Here is a 24,599-nt window from a genome sequence, read left to right on the forward strand (position 1 = left end):
AGTTATTGCAGGTTATTGACATTGCCGGAATTTGCCTAAATGGGGTATAGGTGCGAATTTTCAGCAAACACGCAGGTCAACGAATATCTAAATGTGATCAAAATTACATTCCTTAGCGTTATCGGGTTTGTTTTCGATCCTTCCCAAGCCGACGCCCAAGAGCTACCGCCTACCCTGAGAACCCCACAGGATGTTCGGCCCGTTTCCTGTGTTGAGGGCTGTGTCCGCTAGAATCTTCCCCCGTGACTCCCGCAGAATTAGCTACACTCATTCATTCCGTTGCGCACCGCGTGTTGGTAGACCGTGGGCTTGACGCAGCGCAGTTGCCTGAGCAGGTTGTGGTGGAGCGTCCCCGCAATCCCGAACACGGTGATTACGCTACGAACGTTGCGCTGCGCGTGGCTAAGCATGTGGGCTCGAATCCGCGGGAGCTGGCCGGCTGGTTGGCCGAGGCGCTTGCCAATGACCCCGCAATTGATAGCGCCGAGGTGGCGGGCCCCGGGTTTTTGAATATCCGGCTTGCTGCCGCTGCCCAGGGGGCCGTGGTGGCCAAGATTTTGGAGCAGGGCGAACGCTACGGCCATTCGGATGCTTCGGCGGGCCTGAAGGTCAACCTCGAGTTCGTGTCCGCGAACCCCACGGGGCCGATCCACCTGGGTGGCACGCGGTGGGCGGCGGTAGGCGACGCGCTAGGCCGTGTCTTGGCTGCGACGGGGGCGGAGGTCACCCGCGAATACTATTTCAACGATCATGGCGCCCAGATTGATCGCTTTTCCAATTCGCTGGTGGCTGCTGCGCAGGGGAAACCAACCCCGGAGGATGGTTATGGTGGCGCCTATATTCAGGATATTGCGGCGGCCGTGGTGGCGCAGCGGCCGGATGTTTTGGAGCAGCCGGCGGAGCTCATGCAAGAGACGTTCCGCGAACTCGGCGTCGCTATGATGTTCGAACAGATTAAGCGTTCGTTGCATGAGTTCCATACCGATTTCGATGTGTTCTTCCACGAGAACAGCTTGTTTACGTCCGGCGCGGTGGAGCGCGCGGTGCAGCGGTTGAAGGAGAACGGCAACCTGTATTTCGATCAGGGGGCGTGGTGGTTGCGTTCCACCGAGTTCGGCGACGATAAAGACCGCGTGGTGATCAAATCCGACGGCAACGCCGCCTACATCGCTGGGGACATAGCGTACGTGGAGGATAAGATCCAGCGCGGCCACAATTTGTGCATTTACATGTTGGGCGCCGACCACCACGGCTATATTGCCCGCTTGCGGGCCGCCGCAGCCGCGCTTGGCTACGACCCCGCGCAGGTTGAGGTCATGATCGGCCAGATGGTGAATCTGGTTGCGGGTGGGGAAGTAAAGAAGATGTCCAAGCGTGCTGGCACCGTCATCACGCTGGAAGATTTGGTGGAAGCGCTGGGGGTGGATGCCGCCCGCTATGCGCTGATCCGCTCGTCGGTAGATTCGTCCCTGGATATTGATTTGGAGCTGTGGGCGAAGCAGTCCAACGATAACCCCATCTATTACGTGCAGTATGGGCACGCGCGGCTGTGCTCGCTGGCGCGCAAGGCAGACGAACTTGGCGTCACCACCGCGGGCGCGGATTTGTCGTTGCTTACGCACCCCCGCGAGGGTGATTTGATCCGCACGCTTGGGGAATTTCCTGCGGTGGTGCAGGCGGCCGCTGAGCTGCGCGAGCCGCACCGGATTGCCCGCTATGCGGAGGAGCTGGCCGGTACGTTCCACCGCTTCTACGATTCCTGCAACATTTTGCCGAAGCGTGACGAGCAGGCGACGCCGCTGCATGCGGCGCGATTGAGCTTGGCGCAGGCGACGCGGCAGACGCTGGCTAATGCGCTTGGCTTGGTCGGCGTGACCGCGCCGGAACGAATGTAATACAGTAGTACGACACTATGAGCGATTTTAATCACTTGCCCGCCCATGTGTGGCCGCATAATGCCCGCCGTGAAGAGGATGGCGTGGTCACCATCGCGGGTGTACCGCTGCCAGATATTGTCGAGGAGTTCGGCACTCCCGTGTTCGTAATCGACGAGGACGATTTCCGTTCCCGTTGCCGCGACATGGCAGCAGCCTTCGGCGGCGGCGATCACGTGCATTACGCCGGTAAGGCGTTTCTTACCCAGACCGTCGCGCGGTGGATTGATGAGGAAGGCCTGTTTCTCGACGTCGCCTCCCACGGGGAATTCCAGGTGGCGCTCGCCGCCGGATTCCCTCCCGAGCGCATCACCGCCCACGGCAACAACAAGGGCGTGGAGTTTTTGCGCGCCTGCGTGCGTAATGCCGTCGGTCATGTGGTGATTGATTCCGCGCAGGAACTCGAATTGTTGGATTTGGTGGCGGCGCAACAGGGCCGCGTCCAAGACGTGCTTGTCCGGGTCAAGCCCGGCATTGAGGCGCACACGCACGAGTTCATCGCCACCGCGCACGAGGATCAAAAGTTCGGTTTTTCCTTGGCCTCCGGCTCGGCGTACGAGGCGGCGCTTGCCGCCGTGCGTGCCCAAAACCTGCGCTTGGTGGGTTTGCACTGCCACGTCGGCTCCCAGGTGTTTGACGCCGAGGGGTTCTCGCTCGCGGCGGAACGCGTGTTGGGGCTGTGGGCTCAATTGCATATGGATTTGCCGGCGGAACACGCGGCCGATCTCACCATCCTGGATTTGGGGGGTGGCTACGGCGTGGCTTACACGGAAGACCAGGCGCCGTTGGATGTGCGGGCGGTGGCTGCTGATTTGCGTGCCAAGGTGGCGGATCGCGCCACCAAGTTGGGATTGGCGGTGCCTACATTGTTGGTGGAGCCGGGGCGGGCTATCGCGGCGTCGTCAATGGTGACGGTGTATGAGGTGGGAACGGTGAAGGACGTTCACGTCACCGATGACACCACGCGCCGCTACGTGGCCGTCGACGGCGGCATGAGCGACAATATCCGTACCGCGCTCTACCAGGCGGAATACGACGCACGCCTAGTCAACCGGTTCTCCGGCGAGGAGGACGAACCCGCGCCGCGCATTGCCACCCGGGTAGTGGGCAGCCATTGCGAGGCCGGCGACATTCTTATCGACGACGCGCAACTACCTGCCGATATCGCCACCGGCGACCTGCTGGCGTTGGCCGCCACCGGTGCCTACTGCTATCCCATGTCGAGCCGGTATAACATGTTTTGCCGCCCGCCGGTGGTCAGCGTGCGCAATGGCCGCGCCACGCTCATGGTGCGGCGGGAGACCATCGAGGATATGCTTGCCCTAGAAAATTTCTGAAATGAGCGGGGCTTGCCGCTAGGCTTGGGGGCATCGAGGTTGGGAGATGAGACCGATGCCACTACATGCCGATGGGTACACCTTTGAACTCGCCGCCGAAGTCCAGCGGACGCCCGTGAAATACCGGAATCGCTACGGCATCGAACTCGCGGCCGACCTGTATCGGCACCGTGACTTGGATGCTGCAACCTCGCATGCCGGGGTGGTCATTGGGCCGCCGCACGGGGGTGTGAAAGAACAAGGTGCCGGGATTTATGGTCAGCAACTCGCCGCCCGCGGGCTGGTCACGCTTGTGTTCGACCACTCCTACAACGGCGAAAGCGGCGGTGCGCCCCGGCACCTTACCTCGCCGGAGATCTTCGCCGAAGACTTCAGTGCCGGCGTCGATTATTTGGGAACCCTTGAGTTTGTGGACCGCGATCGGATTGGCGCGCTTGGGCTGTGCGGTAGCGGCGGGTTCGTGCTCAACGCCGCGCGTGGGGACGTACGCATCCGCGCCGTGGTCACCTCCGCAATGTACGACATCAGCCGGGTGAGTCGCCGCGGGTGGCGCGACAGCATGAGCGAATCCGAACGTGCGCAATTGCTCGCCGATATCGCGGAGCAGCGGTGGGAGGATGTGGATTCGAACCGGCCAGCACTCACCCCGAGCTACCCGGACGAAGTCCCAGAGGAAGGGTTCGACCCTATCACCGACGAGTTCTTCGAATACTACGTCAGTGACCGGGGGCGCCACCCGCACGCCACCGGTGCGTTTACCGTGACCAGTGCGCCGTCCCATATTTCCTATGGCAGCCTGCGATATCTTGGGGATTTGCGGCCACGGCCGCTGCTGCTGATTACCGGGGAACACGCACATTCGAAGTACTTCAGCGAAGACCTCGCCCGCGACTATGACGGGCCGAAGGACTTGATCGTGGTTCCAGACGCCCGCCACATTGACCTCTACGATCGAGTGGAACTGATCCCGTTCGATGCGATCGAGGATTTCTTCCGGAGCGCGCTCTAGTGGCTAAAGCCGTCGCGGATGATGCCGAAGCAGGCCGCAAGGACTGCCTCGCGGGGGCCTAGGGACGTCATCTTGAGGGCGATGGCGCCGCCCGCGATAGCCAAATTCACCATGGCGTGAATGTCAATGGTGGACACGTGTTCGGGGCAGCGCTCGCAAATCGCGTCGCTGATTCGTTTCACAACGTCGTAGGCCTCGGTTTGATCCTCGCAAGCGGTGACATAGTTGATGTGGTCAATCACGCGGGTCAGGCTGGCAAAGGAAAAGGGATCACCGGGCTCCTTCGACGTGGAATCGTCGATGAGCCGGTACATGATGTCGATTGGGCCGAGACCCGCAGGGGAATTGCGGATGTTCTCAACCCAACGGTCGACCACGATTTGCAAGAAATAGAATAAGGCGGCTTCCCGGGTAGGGAAGTAATTGTGAAACGTCCGGGCAGACACCTCGGCATGCTCCGCGATCGCGGCAATGGTCACCTGATCGTTGCGTAAGGTGGTGAGCAGCTCCACCGCCGATTGCGCGATACGACGCCTCGTTTGTTCCTTCTTCTTTTCTCGCAAGCCAGTCATTATGCGTGCAGCGCCTCTCCTTCTACGTCTATACGTGGAATTATACGGTCCAACCACTTCGGTAACGCCCACGCACGATCCCCAAGGAGAAACATCGTTGCGGGGATAATGGTCATGCGCACGAGCACAGCATCGAATAATACCGCCACGGCGAGGGCATACCCCACGACCACGATAAAGCGCTCGTCTACCAGCATGAACGCTGCGAACACGCTGATCATAATTAAGGCTGCGGCTGTGACCACGCGGGCGCCGTGCTTAAACCCGTTGGATACCGCATCGCCCGCCGTTTTACCCCGGATATAGCCTTCTCGCATGCGGCTGACGAGAAACACCTGATAATCCATCGCCAGCCCAAACACAATCCCGATCAACATGATGGGCAGGAAACTAGTCAATGGTTGCGGGTCAGAAACAATACCCCCGAAGCCTTCCTGCCAGATTGCCACAGTCAACCCGAAGGTGGCTGCTATGGATAAGGCAAACCCTACGGTGGCAATCAGCGGCACCCAGAACGAGCGGAATACCACCATCAACAGCAGGAACGCGAGCCCGAGCACGATGCCGATATAGGGAAGCATCGTATCCGCTAGCCGCTCCGAAATATCTTCGAATATAGGTCCGGCACCGGTGACGGCGTAATTGTCAGCTTCCGCACGCAAGCGCTCCAAAAGTTCGCCTGTGCGTTCGTCGGTTGCACGGTATTCGGGGGTGATCAACACCTGGGCGGTATCGTTCGCATCATTGATGTTGATTACCTGCGCGTTGGTGACGCCCGCTATGTTTTGAATTTGGGCGGTGGTTTCCGCGAAGGTTTGCATGCGCTGCTCGGCGGGAATGTCCGCGGCGTCGATTACCGCAATCATGGGGCTGGTCCGGCCGGGGCCGAACGCGTCATCGATCATTTCATACGCCGTACGGGTGGGGGAACCAAGTTTGGTGGTGGCGTCAGTCGGCATAGCAAGTTGCAGGTTCATCGCGGGAACGGCCAGCAGCGCCAAGGCCACCACGCCGCTGGTGAGGAACAACCACGGATGCGAACGCACTCGCCTAATCCAACGCAGGCCAAGGGTTGGTTTTTCCTGCTCTGGGTCCGGGGCCTTGACCAATGGTGCGGGGATGGAAAATGCAAAGGTGCCAATCAGGCCAAGCAACGCGGGCAACAACGTCACGGCGACGAGCACGGCAACGGCCACCGTAGCGGCGGCGGCCAAGGCCATAGCAGAGAGGAACGGAATATTAACGATGGTCAGCGCGGCCAACGCGATGACTACGGTGAGGCCCGCGAACACTACAGCGGATCCGGCTTTGCCTATCGCGAGGCCTGCGATGTGCGCGCGTACGTCCCTCGGGGTGTGGCGTAGTCGCGTGGCCAGCTCGCGGGGCGCAAGGTCATGTCCGTCGACGTGTTCGATGAGTTCGCTGCGAAAACGGGAAAGGATAAACAGGGCGTAATCGATACCCACGGCGAGGCCAATCATGGAAGACAGCGTCGTGGTCATCGGATTTATGGAATCTACAAATCCCGTCGCGGCAGAAATGCCCAACAAGCCGAGAGCTACGCCAACCACGGCGGTGATCAGCGGCAATCCGGCGGCCACCAGCGAAGCGAAGGTGATAATAAGCACTAGCGCGGCGACAATGGCCCCGATGATCTCGCTCTGCATGCCGGGCGGCTCGCCTTGGAACGCATTACCGTTATACGCGACCGTAAGATCGCCGCTACTGTTCTCGATTGCCTCCCGGAAGCTTGCCCTATCCGCGGAGGTAATGTCCGCAGCGGTGGCTCGGTCGAAACGGACCTCAAATGTGCCAGTGCGCTGATCTTCGCTGAGCGGGGAAATTGCCTTGAGGTCCGCCGCAATCTGCTCCGGCGGAATGCCCTGCGCTGCCTTTTGCTGCGTGACCTGCTGCTGCATGCCCGCCGCCGCCAGTGCCGGATTCACCATTCGCTCCGATTCGGTGAGCGGGGCAGTCCCGGAAAGTTCCTTGAGCAACGCATCAACCTGGGTGCTTATCTCGGGATCGGCAAGCGTTTTGCCGTGCGGCGCCTGCACCACGACGGTGGCAGTGGGGGAGGTCACAGCGTCGTCCTCCGTGTTGAAGCGCTCTTTGATGGTGTCCTGCGCGACTACGGATTCCAAGCCGGGGATAGTGAATTTGTTGGTGGGCGGTTGGGAGAAATTGATTGCGGCCGTGGCCATGCCGCCAATGATCAAGAACCACACCAGGACCGTGGCCCATCGGTGCAGGTACGCGGCCCTGCCGATGCGATACAACAATTGCGCCATCGAAAATACCTCGAATTCTTTGACAACGTGGGATTGGTGGGGTGAGCGACACTAAAAACTTACATCTCTGATGCAAAGCTGCGCAAGCTGCGCAAAACAACACCATGCGTGAAAGTTTGCCGTTACCGTGTAAAGCTACCCCCAAATACGATCCCGTTGAGACAGTTCCAGACTGCTTGGTCTAGAATGCGAAACAACCCTGAAATACATTGTCCAAAAACGATCTGAAGATCACGGGGAGAAACAGCATGACAAAGACCACCGTCAACCTTGGCAAAGGCTCCGATTCGCCGGTAGGTGTGGCCATTTTGGGGCAGGGAACAGTCGGCCGTGAGGTGTTGCGCATCCTCCTCGCCAATAAGGATTCCCTAGAGCACCGCGTCGGCGGGAAGCTAGAGGTGCGGGGCGTTGCCGTTGGGGACATGTCCAAGCCGCGCCCAGGGGTTGACCCAGAACTGCTTACCGATGACGCTATGGAACTAGTCAACCGAGATGACGTGGATATCGTCGTCGAACTTATCGGTGGGATCGAGTACCCGCGGGAAGTTGTGTTGGCCGCGTTACGCGCGGGGAAATCCGTGGTCACCGCCAATAAGGCGCTCGTCGCGGCGCACTCCGCGGAGCTCGCCCAAGCGGCGGATGAGGCGGGAGTGGACCTGTATTTTGAAGCCGCCGTCGCCGCAGCCATCCCGGTGGTCGGTCCGCTGCGCCGCTCGTTGGCGGGAGACCAGATCGTGTCCGTGGCCGGCATTGTCAACGGCACCACCAACTTCATCCTGGACGCGATGGAAACCTCCGGCGCGTCTTATGAAGAAATGGTCAACAAGGCCATCGAATTGGGATACGCGGAGGCCGACCCGAGCGCGGACGTTGACGGGCACGACGCGGCGTCGAAAGCCGCAATTTTGGCGTCGCTGGCGTTCCACACGCGGGTGACCAAAGACGACGTGTACTGCGAAGGCATTTCCAATATCACCAGCGAAGACATTAAAACCGCGCGCGAAGCTGGCTACGCAATCAAATTGCTGGCCATTTGCGAACGCTTTACGGATTCCCACGGCCAAGAAGTGATCGCCGCCCGCGTGCACCCCGCCTTGATTTCGAAGGATCATCCATTGGCAAGCGTCAACAAGTCCTTTAACGCAATCTTCGTCGAGGCGGAAGCCGCGGGCCGCCTCATGTTCTACGGCAACGGTGCCGGCGGCGCGCCCACCACCTCTGCCGTGCTTGGCGATCTCGTCGGCGCCGCACGCAATAAGGTGCACGGCGGCCGCGCCCCCGGTGAATCCACCTACGCGAACCTGCCCATTGCCGAGTTTGGCGACGTGCTCACCCGATACCATGTGGACATGCGTGTGGAAGATCGAATCGGTGTTCTTGCGGAAGTTTCCGCGTTGTTCGCCGCCCACGGCATCTCCCTGCGGACCGTGCGTCAGGAGGATCAAGGGGACACCGCGCGGCTGGTCGTGGTCACCCACGCCGCCCGCGAAGCCGACCTTGCGCACACCGTGATCAAGTTGAAAGAACTCGCTGCCGTGAAGGAAGTCACCAGCGTCATCCGCCTCGAAGGCGAATAATCACAAGAACCCTGACAAGGAGTGTTACGTTGCCCACTGCATTGCGCGTTGGCCAAAAAGTCAGCGTGAAAGTTCCGGCCTCGTCTGCGAACCTCGGGCCGGGGTTTGACACCCTCGGCCTTGCCCTCGGCCTGTACGACACCGTCGAGGTAGAGGTGACGGAATCCGGCCTTGAGGTGGAGGTGTTCGGCGAAGGCGCCGGTGAATTGCCGCTTGACGGCTCTCATTTGGTGGTCAAAGCGCTGCGGTCCGCGTTGAAAGCAGCCGATGTGGATGCTCCCGGGTTGCGGGTGGTGTGCCACAACACCATTCCGCAGTCCCGTGGCTTGGGTTCGTCCGCCGCCGCCGCCGTTGCAGGCGTCGCCGCAGGCAATGGGCTCGCCGGGTTCCCGCTTGACGACGCCCAGCTGGTCCAGCTTTCCTCCGCCTTTGAGGGGCACCCAGACAATGCGGCGGCGTCCGTGTTGGGCAGTGCGGTGGTGTCTTGGACTGAAATTCCGGTGGACGGCCGCACCCAACCCCAGTACCGTGCGGTGCGCATTGCTGTGCACCCAAGTATTCGAGCGTTAGCACTGGTGCCTGATTTTCATGCGGCCACGGAGGCGGTGCGGCGGGTGCTACCGTCCGACGTGACCCACCTGGATGCTCGGTTCAATGTTTCCCGTTGCGCGGTGATGACCGTTGCGCTTCAGCACCACCCGGAATTATTGTGGGAGGGCACGCGAGACAGGCTGCACCAGCCGTACCGCGCCGACGTGCTCCCGGTGACTGCCGAGTGGGTGAATCGCCTGCGTAACCGTGGTTTCGCGGCATACCTGTCCGGTGCTGGTCCGACCGCCATGGTGTTGTCCACCGAACCGGTGCCCGAAACCATTTTGGACGAGGCGCGTGCCGCCGGTTTGAAGGTGGAGGAGTTGCCGATTGCCGGGCCGGTGGAAGTCACCGTAGTGTCCTAGTGGTGCGTGCGCTACCGCTCGTCTTCGGCGCAGTGTGCTTGTAACACAACTTGGCAGCAATTCGGCTTGGCCATGGGCAGGAGCTGGATGTGCGCTTCACCCTGTTGGAAGGGGCCAAGCGCCTCACCTAGGAACCCTTCGTGTATCGCACACACTAGTGGGTTTGGTGCGGCGCCTTCATCGGAGGCAAACGGGCACGCATGGACGTCAATGACGGCGTAGTCGTCCTCGGTAACGCGCATTCCCGGATCAAAACCCAGCCTGCGCAACGCCCGCGTGAGTACCCGTACCGCGTCCTCCGGCGAGGACCACGACGTACCAGCACGCTGAATGCGCTGCGCCCAATCGCGCCCAATGTCCCGGGCGGTTTGTTGGGTGTGGGGGTCGCGCGGATCCCCAAGGTGCTCCACCAGCGCTTGGATCAACGCAGCGTGTTCGGTGAGCACCGCGCTGCCGGAAGGGATGCGGGCATGGAACAGTACGGACGGTCGGCCCCGCCCCCGACTCCGCGCCCGTTCCGTGACTACCGCTTGCAGTTCAATCAGCTCGTCCAGATGCCCCCGCACGGTATTAATGTGCATGCCCAGCTGTTCGGCGATTTCTGCGGCTTTTGCCCCTCGTTCAAAACTGCGCACGGCCTCCAGCACGAGGCGTTGCATGCGCGACAGCGGTAGCGTATCCGTTGCCAGTCGGGCGGCCGGCAACGGCGCGGGATTCACGGTGGACACGTTCCTCAGTGTACCTATCCACCGTGACGCAGTTTGCGGCGTGGTTAGGCGCGCTCGCTCGCCACGGTGAAGCGCTGCCCGGGGTGAGCATTGGTTTCCGCCTCGTCAACGATGGCCACCGCGAAATCTTGGGTGGATACGTAATCACCGGCGGGGGAATTGAGCTCAGTGACGTAGTGCCCGGTACGCACGCCAGGAGCCAGCTCCGGGGAGGGCGCCGCGATGGACCACTGCAATGCGGCGGCGTGATCGCGGTAGGCGTCCAGCACCGCGCCGAAGGTTTTCGCTTCGGTGAGGTATTCGGCAGGGAAGTCGGGGAGTTCGTAGAGGCGGGTGCCGTTGACCTCCAGGGCACCGGCGCCGCCGACAACGATGAAGCGGCCGGTTGGGGCGGCGTTGATAAGTGCCTTGTGGGCGTCCACGACGGCGGGGTAGTTGTCGCGGCTGGCAACGCTGATCACGGTGACGTCGTGGTCATTGATGGCATCAACGACGCCGGCGGTGTTCGCTACGTCGAGGGCGGTGGTGCCTGCCGCGCCGTTGCGGGTGTAGGCGGTGACGTCGTGGCCGCGCCTGGTGGCTTCCGCTACTACTTCGGTGCCGACGAGGCCTGCTGCGCCGATGACTGCAATACGCATGATCTGCTCCTTTGGTTGGAAATATCGAGTACGATCACTAAGGTAACTATTTGTAACCGATTACCTCAAGGTAACTAAAGGAGCGTTGCGCTGTGACGTTAGTCACCCATTCCAAGCCTGCGGCGGATATTCTCGACGCAAATTGCCCTTCGCGTACCGTATTACGCCACGTCACCGACCGCTGGACACCCATGATCGTCACCGTGCTGCATCGGGAAACCAAAGTGCGCTTCAGCGACATCCGCACCCGCGTCGGCGGCATCTCCGGAAAAGTACTCACCGAAACCTTGCGCTCCATGGAACGTGACGGGTTGGTATTGCGCGAGGTCACACCCTCAATTCCGCCGCGTGTGGACTACAGCCTCACCCCACTCGGCACGAGTCTCGTGGCACCCATCGACGCCATCCGACAATGGGCCGAAGCGCACGTAGACGCCGTGGAAGCCAATCGGGCGCGTTTCGACGCCGCGCACTAACGCCAGTCCTACGAGGTTGCGGCTGGATATATCGTGATCGCAGTGGCTTTTGTGGCAAGGGCGATAGTATCTGCAGCAGCTAACCCTAGCCGCGTAGCCGAGGCCGAGGTGATGGGGATGCGAACGAGCGTCCCGCACGTATCTACCAGCACTTCAGTGACTCCACCGGAAGACTCAATCGCGCGAATGTTGCCCTCCCAGAGGTTTTGAGTAGATTCTTGCACTGTTGCGCTATCCGGTAATCGGATGCTTGTTGCTTGCGGGTCGAACACGGCAAGCGCCTTCGCACCCACCGTGACCTCAGCGGAATGCGTAATCCCACGGATGATTTGCGAGCCTGCTTGCATGGTCGTTGTGTACTTGTTTGTGGCCGTCACGGTTCCACAAATTCGATTCACTCCCGCCAATTGGGCTACGAACTCATTTGGTGGGATGGCGAAAATTTCGGCGACGGGTCCTGCCGTGACCGTGCGGCCTCGCTCTAACACCACTGCGGCACCAGCCAGGCTAGCGATTTCCAGCGGATTGTGGGAGACCATTACGGTGGTTCGATCCCCAGCACTGGCGCGGAGGAATTCCCGCCATCGTTGCGCCGCAGCCACGTCGAGCGCAGCGAACGGCTCATCTAGAACGAGCGTTCGAGGTCGGACAGCTAAAGCGCGGGCCAATGCCACTTGTGCAGCTTGGCCACCGGACAGCGCGGAGACCTTTGTCCTCTCCAGTTCTTGTAGCCCAGCTGCCTGCAGAATCTCCCGCGCCGCAGCTGATGATTCCGCCACCAGTGCCACGGCTTTGAGCACCGTAGTGTGGGGCGGCAGTCCATGGCGCTGGGACAGCAACACGATGCCACGTTGGTGCGGCGGTAGAAAACTGCCTGCATCTACGGCGCGGCCGTCGATACGCACGTCAGCACCTCGGAGCCGTCCCGAAACCAGGTGGGCCAGCGTAGTTTTCCCAGCCCCATTCGGACCGATAATGGCGGTGGTGGAATTCGCTGGAAACTCCGCTCGCAATTGCCCCCGATGGATCTTGATATCCGCACCGCCCGACTCCGGGGTACTCCATTTTCGCAGTGCCGGAACATCAAAACCAGCGCCAACATCAATGGCCTCCAACAAGCGGTGTCGTGGGCGCAGCAACAGCGCGGCGCCGCCAGTGCACGCCAACACCGAGGTAGCCAACACGATCAGGAAAAACGCGAGCACCAGCGCGCGGTCTGGGTCAATCTCTCGCTCCAAGTAAATACCCAACGGCATAGTGCGAGTTACCCCCGGCAACGACCCCGCAAACGTCAACGTCGTGCCGAATTCACCCAACGAACGGCACAGCGCCAACCCAGCGCCAGTGGCAATCGCGGGCGCGACCGCAGGCAGTACAATGCGGGTAATCACTAATGAGGGCCGCAACCCCAACCCTGCGGCGCTCGCAATAATTTCTGAGTCTAGGTGGCGCAACGCTTGATCGACAGCAACCACCACAAACGGCAGCGACACAAACACGTGCGAAGCAACCACGCCAGGAAACGCGAAACTCAACTGCCATCCCAGGAGATTCAACATGGGCGCGGCCACACCGCGGCGCCCAACAGCTGCCGACAACGCTAAGCCGCTGACTACCGGCGGCATGGCCAACGGCAACATCACCAGCAACCGCACTGCGCCCGCACCTCGCCGCAGTACCCCCAACCACAAGGCAAGCGGCACCCCAAGCAGCGTAGTAATCACCATGGATAACACCGCGGAAGTAAGAGTTACTTGCAGTAACGCGTGCGTATCTGACGCAGCGGCAACCTCGGCCAGCCGGCTCCACGGAACCCGCAGGAGCAACGCCAAAATTGGGCTTACAATTACTCCCGCGGCCAACACCCCGCCCAGTAGTACTACAGGCGGCAAAACCAGCCGGCTGGGACGTAGCGGGGGCAGTGTACGAGCGCGCATTTACGGGCTCGGGGTGAAGCCGCGATCACTCCACAGCGCATCGGCGTCACTGGAGTCAATGAGATCCACAAACGTCCGTGCGGCGTCAGGATTTTGCGAGGTAACGACAACCGCCGCCACATAATCGTTCGGGTCTTCCGAAGCGCCTGGCACGTCGAACACCTTTACGTTGTCACCGGCGGCGATGGCGTCGCTGGAGTATACCCAGCCGGCATCTGCCTCCCCAGAGGTTACTTTGCCCAACACGTCGGTCACGGAATGCTCGCGCGAGACAAACTCCAGCCCAGGCAGCAACTGTTCCACAAATCTCTCGGTGGTGCGACCACACGGCACTTGGGAATCGCAAGCAACGACCTGCGCGTTGCGTAGGGACTCGTCCACCCCAGTGATACCCGCAGGATTGTCCCGCGGTACCGCCAACACAATATGGTTGGTGGCTACCACCTTTGGGTCGGCGACCACACCCGCTTCGACCGCCCGATCCATAGTAGGTTTATCGGCGGTGATGAGCACATCGCCCGGGCTGCCATCTATAAGTTGTTGCACCAGTGTCGAGGATCCCGCATTGACAAAGGATAACTCCTGCTTGCTCAAGGCATTGAAATCATCACTGAGCACCCGCGTTGACGCCGCCGCGAGCACAATGATTGGTTGCTCGTTTCCCGAAGTTTGCGCGGTGGTGGCCTGCTCGCCGCCACCACTGCAGGCCGTGGCGAGCCCAAGTACCAAGGCCGCCGCCGTGACACCTTGAATACGTTTCATGACGTTGAATTCCTTGACGCTAAGCACCGTAGGAGCGGGCTTGTTGAGCTTCTGACGGACGCGTGTGGATGGATTCCCAACCAGCGCGATGGTGATCTTCCATGGTGGCCTCCCGTGACCGGTACACCACATACGGGCGGGTGGCGTAGCCTACCGGCGCGGAAAATACGTGGACGAGGCGTGTAAACGGCCATGCAATACACAAAATGAGTCCCGCGATAATATGCAACTTGAATGCAAGTGGTACGTCAGACATCAACTCCGGTTGCGGTTGGAACGAAAACACACTGCGCAGCCAAGGGGAAATAGTTTCTCGATAGTCGTAGCCGTGCGCATCGCCCAAAATTTGCGTGCTCACCGTGGCGTATACCCCTAGCATGATTGCGGTTGTGAGCAGCAGATACATGATCTTGTCGCCGACGCTGGTGGCCAAGTGTACGGTGCGAGTGACAAAGCGGCGATACAACAAACCAAGCAGGCCGACAACCGCTGCGGCACCAAACAAAGTACCGATATAGGCGGCCACGAAATGATAAACGGATTCGCTCACCCCGACGGCAAGCGTCCACGACTTTGGAATTGCTAAGCCAATGACGTGGCCGCCGATCACGCCGAGCATGCCGTAGTGAAATACTGGCGAGGATAATCGGAGCAATTTGGATTCATAGATTTGAGAGGATTTCGTGGTCCAACCGAATTGGTCGTAGCGCCACCGCCACAGGGTGCCGATGATAAAAACCGCTAACGATAACCACGGAAAAGCCACCCACAAAAACGTATCTATAGCTGACATGGTTAAGTCCTTGAAGAAGCGGAGGTGGGGAAGGGAAGTGGGGTGCCAATACCAACTAGCTCGGCGGGCGGTCCCTGATGGATAAGATCGTGATAATAAGCTTTGGTTTCAGCATCGATTTCCGGCAATGACATGCACAGCGCGGAAACCACGTGCGCGTACGGGGAATCCAAGCCCAGCAGGGCGGTACGAAGTACCTCGATCCCGTCACGGTGTGCGGCTAGCATGGTGACCGCCGCTTCGTGGGCCGCGGCGTCGGCACGCGCCGACGCCTCCAACACCACGCACAGGTGATCCGGAAGTTCCTTGCGCACGAGCTCGAAACCTAAGCTGTGAAGCGCATCTTGGAATGCCACAATCGCCGTGCCCCGTTGTCGGGTGTCGCCCACCGCGTAGTAGGACAGGTATAACGAACAACGGCGCCGCTGATCGAACGTACTTACGTAATGCTCTGCGAGTGAGCGGATCCCACTGATTCGAACGTGTGAGCAAAACGTGGAGAGTTGTGTGGTGATGGGGGTGGGCAGGCTCACGAGGGAACCCTCCACGGCGCTCAGCGTTTCCACGAACGATGTACTCGGGTAATCCAACAGCAATGAACACGCCATGTGCACGCATTGCCGCTGATGAGTGGACATGCAGACAGGGGAGACAAACGTCGTGGTCATGGTTGCCCCTTCGAATTCGGAAACATTCCGGCTGGCCGTGTACCCGTAGGCCACTCCGCCAAACTCACCGGAGCACCAGCTTGGCACGCGGCCGGGGCGCCCCGCCCAAGCCCGTGGAACGCAGCCACATCGAGGTTATGCTGCGATGGAAAATCCGCGATCGCCGCATCCAACCCCGCAATACCTCGCGGTGTTTCCGTATGGGTCGTAGGAATGACATAACGGTCGTCATACTTCGCTATCGCTAGCAACCGGTGCATGCTGCGCATCTGTGCACCCGTCATCCCCACCGCTGCCGCAATCTCCTCCTGCGGAGGATTGCCCAAATTCACATCGCGCATGTAGCAGCGCATCGCCGCAAGCCTGCGCAAGACACGCTCCACTGGCCGTGGATCCCCAGCGGTAAATAGCCCGGCTAAGTATTCCAACGGGATTCGCATCGTGGAAATCGCGGTGTAAAGGATGCGATGATCCTCGCCGTCGTTTCCAGTTGCGGTTACTTGATCCACTACCGGCGACAGCGGGGGAATGTACCACACCATCGGCAGCGTGCGATATTCCGGATGGAGCGGCAAGGCCACCTCAAACGTGGAAATTAAATCCCACACCGGCGATTCCTGGGCCGCCTTAATCCAGCCCCGCGGCACGCCTTCCCGCTCTGCCGCCGCGACAACTTCCGCATCGAAAGGATCCAGCAGGATGGATCGCTGCGCCTCATAAAGCGCCGTGGGGTCCGCGGTCCTGGCGGCTTCTGCTACGCGGTCGGCGTCGTATAACAGCACGCCAAGATACCGGAGACGACCCACGCATGTTTCCGAACACACAGTTGGTTGTCCAGCTTCGAGGCGGGGATAGCACAGCGTACATTTCTCCGCTTTGCCCGACTTGTGATTGAAAAACACCTTCTTGTACGGGCATCCGGACACACACATGCGCCAACCGCGGCACCGGTCTTGGTCCACCAAGACGATGCCGTCCTCGGTGCGTTTATACATCGCGCCAGATGGACAACTGGCCACGCAGGTGGGGTTGAGGCAATGCTCACAAATGCGCGGGAGATAAAACATAAAGGCGTCTTCAATTTCGGTTTTCACCTTGAGGTTCATCTCACGCAGCACGGGGTCTCCCGCAAGAGTTTCCAGTGAGCCACCCAGGTCATCGTCCCACGCTGAAGACCATGAAACCTTATCAATGGGTTGTCCAGTGAGCTGGTTCAGTGGTCGCGCGCTCGGTTGCGTTTGCTGCCCCTTCGGCGCGCTGAGTAGTTTGTCATACTCGTACGTCCACGGCTCATAGTAATCCGAAATATCCGGCAGGTTGGGATTGTGAAAGATCGTGGCAAGTTTGCGTAACCGGCCACCGGAACGGGGTTTGAGTTTCCCGCTGCGGGCAAGCTGCCAGCCGCCTTCCCATTTATCTTGGTTCTCCCAGGCGCGCGGATACCCCACGCCCGGTCGAGTTTCAACGTTGTTGAACCAGACGTACTCGACGCCTTCCCGGTTCGTCCACGCCTGCTTGCACGTGACAGAGCAGGTGTGACAACCGATACATTTGTCGAGGTTCATCACCATTGCGATTTGCGCCATGACTTTCATCAGTACTGCACCTCCTGGGAGCGACGGCGAATCTTGGTAACCTCATCGCGGTTATTGCCGGTGGGGCCGATGTAGTTGAATGCGTAGGTGAACTGCCCGTAGCCGCCAACCAAGTGCGTCGGCTTGATCATGATGCGGGTCAAGGAATTGTGGGTGCCACCGCGGCGCCCGGTGTGTTCATTTAACGGCGTGCCGACCGTACGTTCGGATGCATGGTGCATAAACGCGGTGCCTTCTGGCATGCGGTGTGACACTACTGCCCGCGCCGAGACCACACCATTGCGGTTATAGGCCTCCACCCACTCGTTATCCTTCACGCCAATTTTCTCGGCGTCTTTGTGCGACATCCAGATCACTTGCCCGCCACGCGAGAGTGAGAGCATGTGGAGGTTGTCAAAGTACTGGGAGTGGATCGCCCATTTGTTGTGGACCGTGAGATACCGCACCGCTACTTCGATGGTGCCGTCTGACTCCGATACATCGCCTGGGGCTGCCTCGCCGTACAAGTGTTGCAAATCCACCGGGGGACGGAAGATTGGTAAGGATTCGCCGTATTCCTGCATCCAATCGTGGTCAAGGTAGTAGTGCATACGGCCGGATAGCGTGTGCCAGGGTTTGTCGTGCTCGACGTTAATCGAAAACGCTGTGTATCGGCGCCCACCGTGCTCAGAGCCCGACCACTCCGGAGAAGTTATGACGCCGACGGGGCGTTCGGAAACATCTTTCCAGGTGATGCGGCGCTCCTCATCGCCCTCAACGAGATGCGCTGTGGGGCGGGCGCCACCGGTGCGAGTATCCAATTGCCGGAACCCCTGGAGCGACAAACGTCCGTTGGATGTTCCGGAAAGGCGCAGCACCATGTCGCAGGCCTTAAGGTCTGTGTCCACTAACGTGCGTAAACCCGATGAGGTTTCCGCCTGCCCGTTCGACTTCGCGAGTTCTGCGAGCTCCCGATCCGGATGGTATGTAATACCTTTCGTTGCCATACCGAGTTTCGCAGTGAGCGGGCCGATAGTATTGAACTTCTCTGCCGTCTTATGGTATTCGCGTACCACGGGCACAAGTTTCGGCATGGTAACACCGGGAATTAACCCCACTGTGTGAATGTCTGCCACCATCCCGTGCGGGCTTTTGAGCTCGTCAGGGGTATCGTGAGCCAGCGGTACCGCAACGACGTCCGTTTGTGTGCCAAGCCAGGTTTCGGCGAGCACACTGAACCGGGCCGCGAGATCTTGGAACAATTCGAAATCGGTGCGTGCCTCCCACGGTGGATCAATCGCCGCGTTAAACGAGTGGATAAACGGGTGCATATCCGTCGACGACAGGTCGTGTTTTTCGTACCAGGTGGCGGCAGGAAAGATAATGTCGCTGACCAACGTAGTTGACGTTGAACGGAAATCTGAGGTGAGCATCAAATCCAGCTTGCCGTGGGCGGCATCGCGCCACGTGATGGATTTTGGTCGCATTTCTGGGCCGACTTCTGCTGCAGTGGCGTCCGAATCTACACCGAGCATGTGGCGCAGGAAAAACTCCGTTCCTTTTGCTGAGGAACCCATCAAGTTTGTGCGCCAATTTAACAAGATTTTCGGGTGGTTGACTACGTTGTCGGGGTCCTCGCACGCGAATTGCAGCTGACCACTTTGCAATTGCTGCACGATGTGCTCTTGGACGGGAATGCCGAGTTGCTCCGCTTCCTCGCTTAATACGAGGTTATTGCGATTAAACTGCGGGTATGAGGGCATCCACCCGCGTTTGGCGGATTCCACAAGCGTATCTGCCACCATGCGATCGTCCAGAGCGCCGCGGCGTAGCGGTGACGCAAATCGGTCGGCGCGCGTGTGATCGTAACGCCACTGGTCGGTGGTGATGTACCAAAAACCGGTGGAGATCATCTGCCGGGGTGGGCGGTTCCAGTCCAACGCAAAGGTGTATTGCGCCCATCCTGTTTGTGGGCGGAGTTTTTCTTGCCCGACGTAGTGCGCCCAACCCCCGCCGTTTACGCCTTGCGTTCCACACATCGAGGTCAACGCGAGGAACGCGCGATAGATGGTGTCGGCGTTAAAGAAGTGGTTCACGCCCGCACCCATCACGATCATCGATCGCCCCTTCGAATCGATGGCGTTTTGAGCAAACTCCCGTCCAATCCGAACTGCGCCCTGCATGGGAACTCCCGTGAGTTCCTCCTGCCAAGCGGGGGTGCCGGGGCAGCTTGCATCTTCGTAGGATGTGGGCCATTGCCCAGGCAGGTTTAACTCTTTACGTTCCACGGCGTAGGAGGCAAGTAGCAGGTCATATACGGTGGTAACAAGTTTGTTGCCGACTCTGACCACTGGTACACCGCGCTTGACGACGCCCGCCCCTACCGGGCCAGTCGTGTTCGCCTTGCCGGGTAAATCGAAACGCGGTAACAATATTTCGGCGGTGTCGAAGGTACCAGTTTCGGCTACCGACATCACGGGATTCGCATTTTCGAGCGATAGGTTCCATTTGCCAATTCCCTCATCGCCCCAGCGATCTGCGACAGTGCCGCCGGGATCAATGATGCTGCCGGACGCCTCCATAGCAAGCAGGCGATGCGTGGCATTCTCCGAGTTGGCAAGGGTATCATCCAGCCCAGCCATGTCCGCCGCAGTGAGGAACTTTCCACCGGTGACAGTGCCATCAGGGTGCTCATCAAGTGTGACCAAAAATGGAGAGTCCGTGTACTTGCGCATGTATTCCAAAAAATATGGCGTGTGTTTACCCACGTGGAATTCTGTGAGAATCACGTGCCCCATGGCCAGTGCTAACGCACCATCGGTGCCGGGGTGAATGCGCAACCACTCGTCCGCGAACTTGGTGTTGTCCGCAAAGTCAGGGGAAACAACCACCACTTTCTGCCCGTGGTACCGTGCTTCCGCCATAAAATGCGCGTCCGGTGTGCGGGTCTGCGGAAGATTGGACCCCCACATGATGAGATAGGCAGAATTGAACCAGTCTCCAGCTTCGGGGACGTCGGTTTGATCACCGAATACCTGCGGCGAAGCTGGAGGTAAGTCCGCGTACCAATCGTAGAAGGAGAGGTTTACCCCGCCAATGAGCTGTAGGAACCGTGAGCCAGCGCCATAGCTGATCATGGACATTGCCGGAATGACCGTAAAGCCCGCGATTCGATCCGGACCATATTGGCGCACCGTGTAGACGTGCGCGGCCGCCGCGATTTCTAATGCCTCCTCGTACGAGATACGTATCAGACCGCCCTTGCCACGAGCAGACTTATACGCTTTGGCCTTAAGCTCGTCTTCCACGATGTCTCGGTAGGCGAGGACGGGATCTTTGAGGCGCCGCTTGGCTTCGCGGTACATGTCAATCAATACGCCGCGGGCATATGGGTATCTGATGCGGGTCGGGGAGTAGGTGTACCAGGAAAACGCGGCGCCGCGCGGGCAACCGCGGGGTTCGTATTCTGGCATGTCGGGGCCAGTGGTGGGGTAGTCAGTTTGCTGCGACTCCCACGTGATGACGCCGTCTTTGACGTACACCTTCCACGAACATGAGCCGGTGCAATTAACACCGTGCGTAGAACGTACAACCTTGTCGAAGGACCAGCGGTCTCGATAAAACACGTCGGCGTCGCGTCCACCGCGTAGGTGGATTTGCTGCAACCCTTGGCCAGAGGTGCCTCGTCGCAGGAACGTACCGAGCTGGAGCAGCGGGTTCGCAGCGGAGGCATCACGTTGCTGGTGAGTCATAGTGTGAGCCTTTCAAGAAAGAATCAGGCAGGGTTATCCGGGGAACGGGGCGTTCGGGCGCGTATAAAAAATCCAGGTCAGCGCGGTGGCAAACATGAAATACACGACACAACCCCAGAAGAATGTGGTGGGTTCCATAAGTGACAGCAGGACGCCGACGATAAACGGGCCAAATGAAGCAATTGCGGAAGTCCAGCCAATGACACCGCCGGCCTGGCGTTTCGGCAAAATCATGGGCATTTGCTTAAATGTGCCCGCGTTGCCCAACCCGGTGAAAAAGAACAGCACCAGCATGGCTACCAAAAATGGCCAGAATTCCGCCGGTGTTTCCGGGTTGAGATACAGTGCGGCAACGATGGTGGCAATGGTCATGCCGACACCACCAATAAACGTAAAAATTGCGCCGCCGAACCGGTCACACAATCCGCCGAATGCGGCGCGGACGCCGGAACCGATGAGTGGTCCGAGGAACGCGAAGGTGGCGCCGGCTGGTAGAGTCGCGGCGTCGAAACGCGAAGCGAGCTCGGACTCGGCTCCAAACACGTTGTTGACAAGTAGGCCGAACTGTGCAGCGAACCCCGCAAACGCACCGAACGTCATGATGTAAATAATGGTGAGAATCCAAGTGTTTTTGTTGCCGAAGATGTCCATCTGCTGGCGAATGTTTGCCTTAATGGGCACGTCTTTCAGCCAAATGAACGCCACAACAGCCATCACGAGGGTCCATGGCACTAGTACTGCTGCAACGTTGTGCACCCAAATATCACCCTTATCAGTGTGCTGTGGTGCAAACATGGTCAGCCCAAACAGTCCGAAACCCATGATCCATGGACCGAGCAGTTGGATCAGAGAGACACCGAAATTGCCGATGCCAGCTTGCAGCCCCAACGCGGAACCCGCCTTGGACTTAGGGAAGAAATAGCCGGTTGAGGGCATATATCCCGCGAACGAGCCGCCGCCAATACCCGTCATGAGGGCTAAGCAAATCAACCACCAATAAGGGGTTTCAGGGTTTTGAACCGCGAAAAACCAGCCAAGCATTGGGACCACAAACAGTAGGGATGAAAATCCCACCAATTTGCGGGTGCCTAGGATTGGCGGCAAAAACATGTAAAGCAATCGAAACAGGCCGCCGGATAGGCCTGGGGCTGCCGCCAGCCAGTACAACTCTTCCTTGGTGAGTGAAAAACCGATGGCGTTGAGTTTTGGTGCGATCGCGGAGACCAAGTACCACACGCAAAAGCCAATGGTCAACGAAATAGTGGAGATGATCAGAGTGCGCCAAGCGATTCGGGAATCCCAGTGTTGGGAGTGCTCCGGATCCCAGCCTTGCAGCACCCTACCTTCGGTGTTCAGCGGGGTCATGAACGTGTTACCTTTCGTACGTTTCCACGAAGACGGGTTTGAAGATTTGGGTTTTGCTGTTGGCCGCGGCGCCACTTAAATCTATTAAAACGGAAAAACCGGGTTAAAATAAGTGTTGAGACGATTTTGAAACAAATCGACAGCAGGAACATTGTGGCGTACCCAATAACAGGGGTAATTCAGGAGAGGAAACGGGAAATGTCAGACCAGTTGATGTCGGAAAAGCGCCTTACGCCGATGGAGGGCCGGGTAGTGGGGGCGGTCATCACCGTCTCGGATCGTTGCACCAGCGGAGAACGTGAGGATTACTCGGGGCCGTTAGCTCTGCGTTTGCTTGCCGATCATGGGGTTGACGTGGCGGAAGTTGAGCTCGTCCCAGACGGCATCGAGCCGGTGCAGGCTGCGTTGCGCGGTGCGCTGGATGCCGGAGCGCGGGTGATTGTCACCGTTGGTGGCACAGGGGTGACCCCGCGTGACCTGACGCCCGAAGCGACTCGGGAGTTTCTAGTAGCCGAATTGCCGGGGATCAGCGCGCAAATTGTGATGAAAGGTCTGGAGAAAACCCCACTAGCAGGGTTGTCTCGCGGTTTGGTCGGCGTGACGGGCCGGGGTGAGGATGCGGCATTCATTGTGAACGCCCCAGGATCGGCGGGAGGGGTTCGGGACACGGTGGGTGTGATCGGGCCCCTCGTGCCACACATTCTCGAACAGCTTGGCGGCTATGACGGGGAAGCGCATCAGCGTTAAGCAGTCCGTGTGAACTGGATGCGCCAAGTCGGCGGACTCTCGTGCGATTGTTGCGTGCCCCACGTGTGCAGTACCCGTCAATTGATCCCGAAAACAGATCAGCTGCAGGATCTAATGTTCAGGAAATAACGCTTGATATTTACCGGTGTTTAAAGGTTCCGAACGCACTGACTATATCGGTTGGGGCCAGGTTGAATAACGTGCCGAATAACCACTCGAATATGGAGCGTGATGTACACATGGTTGTGCACAATAGCGGGGCGTTGAGCGATGGATTATTGTGCGGCGATGTCCATGAGCGTGTATCCAACCAACGGGATGGCTGGGGCATTTGTCATTGATCCACCCAACCGAGGTGCTGTGGGCCGTGAGCTGATTTTCGACGCCGCGGAAGCTCGGCAGAGTGGCTCATCATCGCCCCCTAATTGATCGTTGGCAATTCGGCTAAGGATTCGGGAGTGTCATAGTCGCGTTCTGCGCCGGTACCTTTCACCTCGTGGACGGTGCGCGTAGCACGAATAAGATCCTTGGCCGGAGTGTTGGCAATCGCCGGGAGTGCGTCCAACGCATCACAGAGTGCGGGTTTCGACCAGAGAGCGCATAATGGTTCGATAAAGCCGTCGCGGTTACGGATCACAGCTACGTCCGAACTGGCTAACTTTTGCATAAGTCGTGGCAATAGTTGTGCCGCGTCGGGGGCATCGACCGGTACAATCAGCACCAAATTTGCCGGCGTATCTCGCAAATGTTGAGTGCCAGCAGTAATGCCCGCGACGGGGCCCCCGAACGGCGGATTTTCGCATGTGCGTGTGACGTCGTTGGGAAGCGGATAGGCGTGTGGTGTCACCACCACAATCCGGTCGAGGTTGTCGTAGGCACGCAGATCGTTAATCAAATGATCCACAAAACGTGCGGCGCCGTACAGAAGCTGCGCCTTATCGCTGCCTGCCATCCGGGTGTTGCGGCCACCGGCGAGGATGATGGCATCCACATGTGCCGCGGTCATGGCCCTTCGTCTCGAATCCACGTTCCACTACGGCCGCCGGATTTGTGGGTAATGCGGCAGTTGCGAATATAGGCGAGGCGGTCTGTGCCTTTGACCATATCGATGATTGTAAGCGCCGCGACCGTGACTGCAGTGAGTGCTTCCATCTCTACGCCCGTGCGGTCTGCGGTGTGGACCGTGCTGCTCAGTGTGACGCATGTGGGTGACAGGTCGATTGCGATTTCGCAGCCGTGTACTCCGATTGTGTGCGCAAGCGGGAGCAGCGTAGGCACCTGTTTTGCTGCCTGAATGCCGGCTACGCGGGCCACGGCAAACACATCACCTTTTGGGATGTCGCCATCGCGTAGTGCCTGTAACACTTCTGCCGAGCAAACAACCTCGGCGCGCGCGGATGCGCTGCGGACGGTTGGGGTCTTGTGTGTGACGTCGACCATGTGGGCTTCGCCACGATGAGTAAGGTGCGTGAATTTCATGCCG

The 24,599-nt window shown here is 59.3% G+C and carries 20 protein-coding genes; 7 read left to right on the plus strand and 13 right to left on the minus strand.

The genetic code is table 11. The features are described from left to right. Window positions 1-242 precede the first annotated feature (242 nt). From argS to Q4D83_RS04670, 3 genes are read left to right on the plus strand one after another with little or no spacing between them, the layout of a single operon-like run. On the plus strand, window positions 243-1,895 hold the full coding sequence (gene argS / locus Q4D83_RS04660) for an arginine--tRNA ligase (protein WP_303173400.1): 1,653 nt from the start codon (window positions 243-245) through the stop codon (window positions 1,893-1,895). A 17-nt stretch (window positions 1,896-1,912) separates the two neighbouring features. Then, window positions 1,913-3,271, plus strand: a complete 1,359-nt coding sequence (gene lysA, locus Q4D83_RS04665; RefSeq protein ID WP_303173402.1) for a diaminopimelate decarboxylase — start codon at window positions 1,913-1,915, stop codon at window positions 3,269-3,271. A 46-nt stretch (window positions 3,272-3,317) separates the two neighbouring features. After that, the gene (locus Q4D83_RS04670; RefSeq protein WP_303173404.1) at window positions 3,318-4,280 is read left to right on the plus strand and encodes an alpha/beta hydrolase; all 963 of its coding nucleotides are present in this window, start codon (window positions 3,318-3,320) and stop codon (window positions 4,278-4,280) included. On the opposite strand, the gene Q4D83_RS04675 is transcribed toward Q4D83_RS04670, so the two are convergent. Both Q4D83_RS04675 and Q4D83_RS04680 read right to left on the minus strand, forming a co-directional pair. Continuing rightward, entirely contained in the window at window positions 4,277-4,852 is a 576-nt protein-coding gene (locus Q4D83_RS04675) for a TetR/AcrR family transcriptional regulator (protein WP_303173406.1), read from the minus strand. The two genes, Q4D83_RS04670 and Q4D83_RS04675, sit on opposite strands and share 4 nt — an antisense overlap. Then, window positions 4,852-7,143 carry an MMPL family transporter gene (locus Q4D83_RS04680; RefSeq protein WP_303173408.1) on the minus strand — a complete coding sequence of 764 codons (2,292 nt, stop codon included), beginning with the start codon at window positions 7,141-7,143 and terminating at the stop codon, window positions 4,852-4,854. Before Q4D83_RS04680 ends, Q4D83_RS04675 begins: the two co-directional genes overlap by 1 nt. Window positions 7,144-7,391: 248 nt before the next feature. Here Q4D83_RS04680 and Q4D83_RS04685 point away from each other — a divergent pair, with 248 nt between their 5' ends. Further along, a complete protein-coding gene (locus tag Q4D83_RS04685; RefSeq protein WP_303173410.1) occupies window positions 7,392-8,720 on the plus strand; it encodes a homoserine dehydrogenase in 1,329 nt (442 codons plus the stop codon). Window positions 8,721-8,749: 29 nt separating this feature from the next. Beyond that, complete coding sequence (gene thrB / locus Q4D83_RS04690; RefSeq protein ID WP_303173412.1) at window positions 8,750-9,676, plus strand: homoserine kinase; 927 nt, start codon at window positions 8,750-8,752, stop codon at window positions 9,674-9,676. Between the two features lie 11 nt (window positions 9,677-9,687). On the opposite strand, the gene Q4D83_RS04695 is transcribed toward thrB, so the two are convergent. Both Q4D83_RS04695 and Q4D83_RS04700 read right to left on the minus strand, forming a co-directional pair. Further along, the gene (locus tag Q4D83_RS04695) at window positions 9,688-10,404 is read right to left on the minus strand and encodes a metalloregulator ArsR/SmtB family transcription factor (RefSeq protein ID WP_303173414.1); all 717 of its coding nucleotides are present in this window, start codon (window positions 10,402-10,404) and stop codon (window positions 9,688-9,690) included. A gap of 44 nt (window positions 10,405-10,448) precedes the next feature. Further along, the gene (locus tag Q4D83_RS04700) at window positions 10,449-11,042 is read right to left on the minus strand and encodes an NAD(P)-dependent oxidoreductase (protein ID WP_303173416.1); all 594 of its coding nucleotides are present in this window, start codon (window positions 11,040-11,042) and stop codon (window positions 10,449-10,451) included. A gap of 92 nt (window positions 11,043-11,134) precedes the next feature. On the opposite strand from Q4D83_RS04700, the gene Q4D83_RS04705 reads away from it, so the two are divergent. Next, complete coding sequence (locus Q4D83_RS04705) at window positions 11,135-11,518, plus strand: helix-turn-helix domain-containing protein (RefSeq protein WP_303173418.1); 384 nt, start codon at window positions 11,135-11,137, stop codon at window positions 11,516-11,518. Window positions 11,519-11,526: 8 nt separating this feature from the next. Here Q4D83_RS04705 and Q4D83_RS04710 read toward each other — a convergent pair whose 3' ends face one another. Genes Q4D83_RS04710 through Q4D83_RS04740 form a run of 7 tightly spaced genes read right to left on the minus strand, consistent with a single transcriptional unit; the run spans window position 11,527 to window position 22,369 of the window. Beyond that, window positions 11,527-13,410 carry an ATP-binding cassette domain-containing protein gene (locus Q4D83_RS04710; RefSeq protein ID WP_303173420.1) on the minus strand — a complete coding sequence of 628 codons (1,884 nt, stop codon included), beginning with the start codon at window positions 13,408-13,410 and terminating at the stop codon, window positions 11,527-11,529. 45 nt (window positions 13,411-13,455) lie between these two features. Then, window positions 13,456-14,217, minus strand: coding sequence for a molybdate ABC transporter substrate-binding protein (gene modA / locus Q4D83_RS04715; protein WP_303173422.1), 762 nt, complete (start codon window positions 14,215-14,217; stop codon window positions 13,456-13,458). A 19-nt stretch (window positions 14,218-14,236) separates the two neighbouring features. Continuing rightward, window positions 14,237-15,010, minus strand: a complete 774-nt coding sequence (gene narI / locus Q4D83_RS04720; RefSeq protein ID WP_303173424.1) for a respiratory nitrate reductase subunit gamma — start codon at window positions 15,008-15,010, stop codon at window positions 14,237-14,239. A gap of 2 nt (window positions 15,011-15,012) precedes the next feature. Then, entirely contained in the window at window positions 15,013-15,678 is a 666-nt protein-coding gene (gene narJ / locus Q4D83_RS04725) for a nitrate reductase molybdenum cofactor assembly chaperone (protein ID WP_303173426.1), read from the minus strand. Then, entirely contained in the window at window positions 15,675-17,273 is a 1,599-nt protein-coding gene (narH, locus tag Q4D83_RS04730; RefSeq protein ID WP_303173428.1) for a nitrate reductase subunit beta, read from the minus strand. The genes narJ and narH overlap by 4 nt, the downstream gene beginning before the upstream one ends. After that, window positions 17,273-21,004, minus strand: a complete 3,732-nt coding sequence (locus Q4D83_RS04735; RefSeq protein WP_303173430.1) for a nitrate reductase subunit alpha — start codon at window positions 21,002-21,004, stop codon at window positions 17,273-17,275. Before Q4D83_RS04735 ends, narH begins: the two co-directional genes overlap by 1 nt. A gap of 33 nt (window positions 21,005-21,037) precedes the next feature. Further along, the gene (locus Q4D83_RS04740) at window positions 21,038-22,369 is read right to left on the minus strand and encodes a NarK/NasA family nitrate transporter (RefSeq protein WP_303173432.1); all 1,332 of its coding nucleotides are present in this window, start codon (window positions 22,367-22,369) and stop codon (window positions 21,038-21,040) included. A gap of 198 nt (window positions 22,370-22,567) precedes the next feature. On the opposite strand from Q4D83_RS04740, the gene Q4D83_RS04745 reads away from it, so the two are divergent. Further along, entirely contained in the window at window positions 22,568-23,116 is a 549-nt protein-coding gene (locus Q4D83_RS04745; RefSeq protein ID WP_303173435.1) for a MogA/MoaB family molybdenum cofactor biosynthesis protein, read from the plus strand. A gap of 421 nt (window positions 23,117-23,537) precedes the next feature. Here the strand turns inward: Q4D83_RS04745 and Q4D83_RS04750 are convergent, their stop codons facing one another. Together Q4D83_RS04750 and moaC are read right to left on the minus strand one after the other, a co-directional pair. After that, window positions 23,538-24,122: a molybdenum cofactor guanylyltransferase gene (locus Q4D83_RS04750; protein WP_303173437.1), complete on the minus strand. Its 585-nt coding sequence runs from the start codon at window positions 24,120-24,122 to the stop codon at window positions 23,538-23,540. Next, window positions 24,119-24,595, minus strand: coding sequence for a cyclic pyranopterin monophosphate synthase MoaC (moaC, locus tag Q4D83_RS04755; RefSeq protein ID WP_303173438.1), 477 nt, complete (start codon window positions 24,593-24,595; stop codon window positions 24,119-24,121). Before moaC ends, Q4D83_RS04750 begins: the two co-directional genes overlap by 4 nt. Between the last annotated feature and the right edge of the window lie 4 nt (window positions 24,596-24,599).

The organism is Corynebacterium sp., assembly GCF_030532715.1.
Taxonomy (GTDB): Bacteria; Actinomycetota; Actinomycetes; order Mycobacteriales; family Mycobacteriaceae; genus Corynebacterium.

Bases quoted from the DNA above. Each gene is read 5' to 3' on its own strand.
- Q4D83_RS04685 (WP_303173410.1), top strand. From the start codon at position 7,392: ATGACAAAGACCACCGTCAACCTTGGCAAAGGCTCCGATTCGCCGGTA.
- Q4D83_RS04740 (WP_303173432.1), bottom strand. From the start codon at position 22,369: ATGACCCCGCTGAACACCGAAGGTAGGGTGCTGCAAGGCTGGGATCCG.
- Q4D83_RS04750 (WP_303173437.1), bottom strand. From the start codon at position 24,122: ATGACCGCGGCACATGTGGATGCCATCATCCTCGCCGGTGGCCGCAAC.
- narI (WP_303173424.1), bottom strand. From the start codon at position 15,010: ATGTCAGCTATAGATACGTTTTTGTGGGTGGCTTTTCCGTGGTTATCG.
- Q4D83_RS04735 (WP_303173430.1), bottom strand. From the start codon at position 21,004: ATGACTCACCAGCAACGTGATGCCTCCGCTGCGAACCCGCTGCTCCAG.
- lysA (WP_303173402.1), top strand. From the start codon at position 1,913: ATGAGCGATTTTAATCACTTGCCCGCCCATGTGTGGCCGCATAATGCC.
- modA (WP_303173422.1), bottom strand. From the start codon at position 14,217: ATGAAACGTATTCAAGGTGTCACGGCGGCGGCCTTGGTACTTGGGCTC.
- Q4D83_RS04680 (WP_303173408.1), bottom strand. From the start codon at position 7,143: ATGGCGCAATTGTTGTATCGCATCGGCAGGGCCGCGTACCTGCACCGA.
- Q4D83_RS04745 (WP_303173435.1), top strand. From the start codon at position 22,568: ATGTCAGACCAGTTGATGTCGGAAAAGCGCCTTACGCCGATGGAGGGC.
- Q4D83_RS04700 (WP_303173416.1), bottom strand. From the start codon at position 11,042: ATGCGTATTGCAGTCATCGGCGCAGCAGGCCTCGTCGGCACCGAAGTA.
- Q4D83_RS04675 (WP_303173406.1), bottom strand. From the start codon at position 4,852: ATGACTGGCTTGCGAGAAAAGAAGAAGGAACAAACGAGGCGTCGTATC.
- moaC (WP_303173438.1), bottom strand. From the start codon at position 24,595: ATGAAATTCACGCACCTTACTCATCGTGGCGAAGCCCACATGGTCGAC.
- narH (WP_303173428.1), bottom strand. From the start codon at position 17,273: ATGAAAGTCATGGCGCAAATCGCAATGGTGATGAACCTCGACAAATGT.
- narJ (WP_303173426.1), bottom strand. From the start codon at position 15,678: ATGACCACGACGTTTGTCTCCCCTGTCTGCATGTCCACTCATCAGCGG.
- Q4D83_RS04670 (WP_303173404.1), top strand. From the start codon at position 3,318: ATGAGACCGATGCCACTACATGCCGATGGGTACACCTTTGAACTCGCC.